General features: G+C 66.1%; 3 protein-coding genes. 2 read left to right on the top strand and 1 reads right to left on the bottom strand.

Annotated features, from left to right (window positions below; translation table 11 throughout):
* Nucleotides 1-140: 140 nt before the first annotated feature.
* Complete coding sequence (locus AC07M7_RS21045; RefSeq protein WP_495208214.1) at nt 141-2387, bottom strand: TonB-dependent receptor; 2247 nt, start codon at nt 2385-2387, stop codon at nt 141-143.
* A 239-nt stretch (nt 2388-2626) separates the two neighbouring features.
* Between AC07M7_RS21045 and AC07M7_RS21040 the strand changes: the two genes are divergently transcribed.
* Together AC07M7_RS21040 and AC07M7_RS21035 are read left to right on the top strand one after the other, a co-directional pair.
* Nucleotides 2627-3241, top strand: coding sequence for a TetR/AcrR family transcriptional regulator (locus tag AC07M7_RS21040; protein WP_046986479.1), 615 nt, complete (start codon nt 2627-2629; stop codon nt 3239-3241).
* A 53-nt stretch (nt 3242-3294) separates the two neighbouring features.
* Entirely contained in the window at nt 3295-4407 is a 1113-nt protein-coding gene (locus tag AC07M7_RS21035) for a DNA glycosylase AlkZ-like family protein (RefSeq protein WP_495208213.1), read from the top strand.
* The last annotated feature ends 70 nt before the right edge of the window (nt 4408-4477 follow it).

Raw genomic sequence — 4477 nt, 5'->3', positions numbered from 1 at the left:
GTCGCCCGCGCCGGGCTCTCGGCACCTAAGGTGCCAGAGTCGCAAGAGATAAGAGCCGAGCCCATGCTCGGCTCATCAAAGGAAACGGAGCCGAGCATGGCTCGGCTCTACAGTACGCCCACGCCGCCCATGGATGCCTTTCAGAAATCCATCGTGGCCGACAACAACACCGTTCTCGGTGCCCCCAGCGCCAGGCTGGAAAGCAACGGCATGCCCCAATACGCCTTGTTGGTCACGTTGTTCACGCTCGCTCTCAGGGCAAGCGGTCGTCCGGCCACGGTGGTGCTGTAGCGCGCACCCACATCGAACAAAGTGCGCCCAGGTACCGACAGACTATTGTCTGCGCTGATGTACTGCTTCGACATGGCGGTGGCATTGCCGGTCAGGGTAAAGCCCTCCAGTGCAGGCACATCCCATTCCACGCCCAGCTTGGCCTGCCGCTGCGCAACCGCCGTGGCCATGCGGCCTTCATTCACGCCACCGGCCGTGCGGGTCAGCTTGGGCTGCACATAGGCCATGCCACCCAGCAGGCGCACGCCATCCAGCGGTGAGCCGAAGAAACCCCATTCCACGCCGCGGTTCCGTTGTTCACCACCGAACGAGAAGACATTCGTGACCGGGTCGGTGTAGCTGCTCGGGCGCTTGATCTCGTACACGCTGAAGGTGTGCGTGAAGCTGCCAAGGTCCAGTTTCAGGCCGAGCTCCTTCTGCTTGGTGCGGAAAGGCGCGAACACATCGCCGGCGTTGGCAGCAGTCATCGGCGCGGTGGCGCCCTGGCTGAGGCCTTCGATGTAGTTGGTGTAGACCGAAAGTGTATCGGTGGCCTTCACCAGCAGGGCGGCGGCCGGGGTGGTGGCGCTCTCGTCATAGCGCGAGGTGCGCGCACCGTTGGCGACATTGAAGGTCTCGCTGACCACCTGCTGACGGCGCACGCCCAGCGTCAACTGCACGCGGTCATCGGCGAAGGACAAGGTATCAGCGAAGCCGATGCTGTCCAGCCGCAGTTCGGTGTGCGAGATATGCGGGGCCATGAAGGGCGCGGCAGGGCCCCACACCGGGTTGTACAGGTTGGTGGTCCAGTCCCAGCCCGGCACGCTGCGGCGGCCGTAGTCGTTCTGGGTGTGCTGGTAATGGGTCACGTTGGCAGCCCACTGGTGGCCGACGCTGCCGGTACGGAAGCTGCCGCGCAGGCCAGCATCACCGGACTGCTTCTTGATGTCGAACGCCAGCTGGCCGATCACGGTAGTGAAGTCACCGGCTGGGTTGAGGATCTGCGCGCTGATCGATCCGTTGTAGCGGTAGTCGGTCTTGCTGGTGCCGTAGGCCAGGTAGGCCATCAGGTTGTCGATGATATCCAGCTCGCCACGCAGCATCGCGCCCTTGTCCTGGCTGTCCACGTAGGCCCAGTCCGGGTTGATCAGTGTGTCGCCTCGCGGCGGGCGGGGAATGGCGACGCCCGGTGCCAGGCCGACACCACGGGCCGGGCCGTCGACGCGGTCGTCGGCGCTGTACAGATCGGCCGACAGGCGGGCGCGCTCGCCGCGCCAATCCAGCGCCAGCGAGCCCAGCTGCACCTTCTTGCTCTGCTTGCCCACTGCACCGTCGCCATCACGGTAAGCGCCGTTGAAGCGGATGCCGAACTGCTTGTCGGCGCCCAGACGGCGGCCCACATCCACATGGGTGCCGAACTGCGCATCGGAGGCGAAGTTGGCGCTGATCCGCAGCAATGGCTGGTCATCCGCACGCTTGGGCACCAGGTTGACGCTGCCACCGACCGAGCCGCCCGGCGGCATGCCGTTGAGCAGGGCGGACGGGCCCTTCAACACCTCGATGCGCTCGAACATTTCCGGTGAGGTGCGGTAGTACGGCGCGATGCCGCTGAGGCCGTTGAAGGTGGTGTCGCTGCTGCTGGAGCCGAAGCCGCGGATGGCGTAGTTCTCGCTCCAGGAACCGGTGACGCCGTTACTGAACACCGTGGGGTCGGTGGCGGCGATGACGTCGGTGAGATCCTTGGCCTGGCGGTCGCGGATGAAGGCTTCGGTGTAGCTGACCGTACTGAACGGCGTATCCATGAAGTCCTTGTCGCCGAGCAGGCCGACGCGGCTGCCAGAGGCCACCTGTCCGCCGGCATAGTCGCCGGTCACCCGGCGCTGTTCCTGCACCTGCACCGAAGGCAGGGTGGACGGCGTCGACTCGGCCAGCGCGGCGAACGAGGCCAGCAGGCCCAGTGCCAGGACCGACACCCGGATGCCCAGCGCCTGCGTCTGGCCGCTACGCGCATTGGGGGTGCTCTGGTAGCGCCGGGCCATGCCCGGCGGGAGCATCACCAGGCGGGTCGGATCAGCAGCTGCGCGCTGCAGCAGAGAGGAAAGGTCGTACACGGTCATGCCAGATTCCTGTGAATCGCAGGTGCGAACGCGCCTGGCGCGCTGCCGACGGCAAGCACGGGGGAGGGCGCAGCGCAGGGTTGTCGGCTGGGTGGGAACCTGGCGGGAAGTGAGCCATGGGCTCGATTGCGGACGGCGACGGGGTTGCGAACCACGCGCGTTCCGAATTAGTTGAGTAAATTAAACTAAACTATATGATGCGGACAAGAGGGTCCCTTTGCTGGCACCCTCGCTACGGTATGAGCATGCAACCTGAGATCCCGGCGCCGGCCCGTGGCCGCCCGCCTACCATCACCCCCGATCGGCTGGCCGACATCGGCATCACGCTGGGCCTGCCGAACCTGACCATGGCCAATGTGGCCGCCGAGCTGGCGGTGACCCAGGCCGCGCTCTACAAGCGCGTGGCCAATCTGGAGGCCTTGAAGCGGCTGGTTGCCGATACGGTGTTCCAGCGCTGGCAGATTCCGCGTGCGTCTGCCGATGCGCCGGGTGGGTTGCAGGCCTACCTGCTGGGGTTCGTGGAATCACTGTGCGAGGTGGTGAAAGCGCACCCGGGGTTGCCGCCTTACCTGCTGCGCCGTTCGGTGGCGACCACGCCGATGCTGGAGAAGATCGCCTCGCACCAGGCGCATGTGGCCGAGGTGTTCGGCCTGCCGCTGGACAAGGCGCGCTGGTTGCTGGCCACGATAGCGTTCTACTGCATTGCCGGTGCGGATACGGTGTACGGGCTGGTGGATGACGAAACCGAAGTGTTGACCGGCCGCCGCGTGCAGGACGAGGAAGTGATCGCCGAATTCAAGCAGGGCATGCGTGCGCTGGTGATAGGTTCGCTGGAGGTATTGGAGCTTCGGTAGATCCACTCCATGCGTGGATGCCGTCGCACGGTTGGCCAAGGCAGCATCCAGGCATGGCGTGGATCTACAATGCGGCCATGCCTGCCACGCCCACCCTCGATGATCTGCGCCGCCATGCGGTGGCGCGCACGCTGTTCAAACCCACCACGCTGATGACCGCGATCCGGCGCCTGGGCTTCGTGCAGGCCGACCCGATCCGCGCGCCGGCACGTGCGCAGGACCTGACCCTGCGCCACCGGGTGAAGGACTATCGCGCCGGTGATCTGGAGCGGCGTTATACGCGTCTGCCGGTGGAAGAAGATTGCCTGGTGAACTACGGCTTCCTGCCACGCGAGCATTTGGCGCTGATGCACCCGCGCGTGTCCAAGCGCGAGTGGGACGCCGAGACCCATCGCCGCGCGGCCGACGTGCTGGCCTTCGTGCGCGAGCGCGGCAGCGTGCACCCGCGGGAGGTGGATCAGGCGTTCGCGCATGGGCGGGTGACCAACTACTGGGGCGGCACCAGCAATGCCAGCACGCACCTGCTGGATGGCATGCATTACCGTGGCCTGCTGCGCGTGCAGCGGCGCGACAGCGGCACCCGCATCTACGCCGTGGCCAACCACACGGAAGCCGATGCCAGCGAGCAGGCACAGATTGAACGCGCCGCGGCCCTGATTGATCTGGTGGTGCGCAAGTACGCGCCACTGCCGTCGGCCAGCCTGACCTATCTGGTGCGCCTACTGGGCTATGGCGCACCGCATCTGGCCGAGCAGACCCGGCAGGCGTTGATGCTGGCCAAGCACCAGCTGGCCAGCTGCACGCTGGACGGCACCATCTGGTACTGGCCGGCGGACGAGAACCCGCGCTCGCGCCGGCATGCGCCGGACGAACAGGTGCGCCTGCTGGCGCCGTTCGACCCGGTGGTGTGGGACCGCCGCCGCTTCGAGCTGCTGTGGGGCTGGGTCTACAAGTTCGAGGCCTACACGCCTGCGCCGAAGCGCCAATACGGCTACTACGCGTTGCCGATGCTATGGCACGACCAGGTGGTGGGCTGGGCCAATCTCAGCGTGCGCGACGGTGAGCTGGCGACCAGCGTGGGCTATGCCGGCAAGTCGCTGGTCCGCGACCGCGTGTTTCGTTCCGCGCTTGAAGACGAACTGCAGCGCATGGCGGCTTTTCTGTAGCAACTGTCTTGTCAGGCGGGGGCCATCTGGGCCTCCGCATCCCTTTTGCGGGCGTTGAGGATCACCAGCA

It is taken from the genome of Stenotrophomonas sp. GW821-FHT09E08, assembly GCF_059416125.1.
This window is presented reverse-complemented; position numbering and strand designations above follow the sequence as displayed.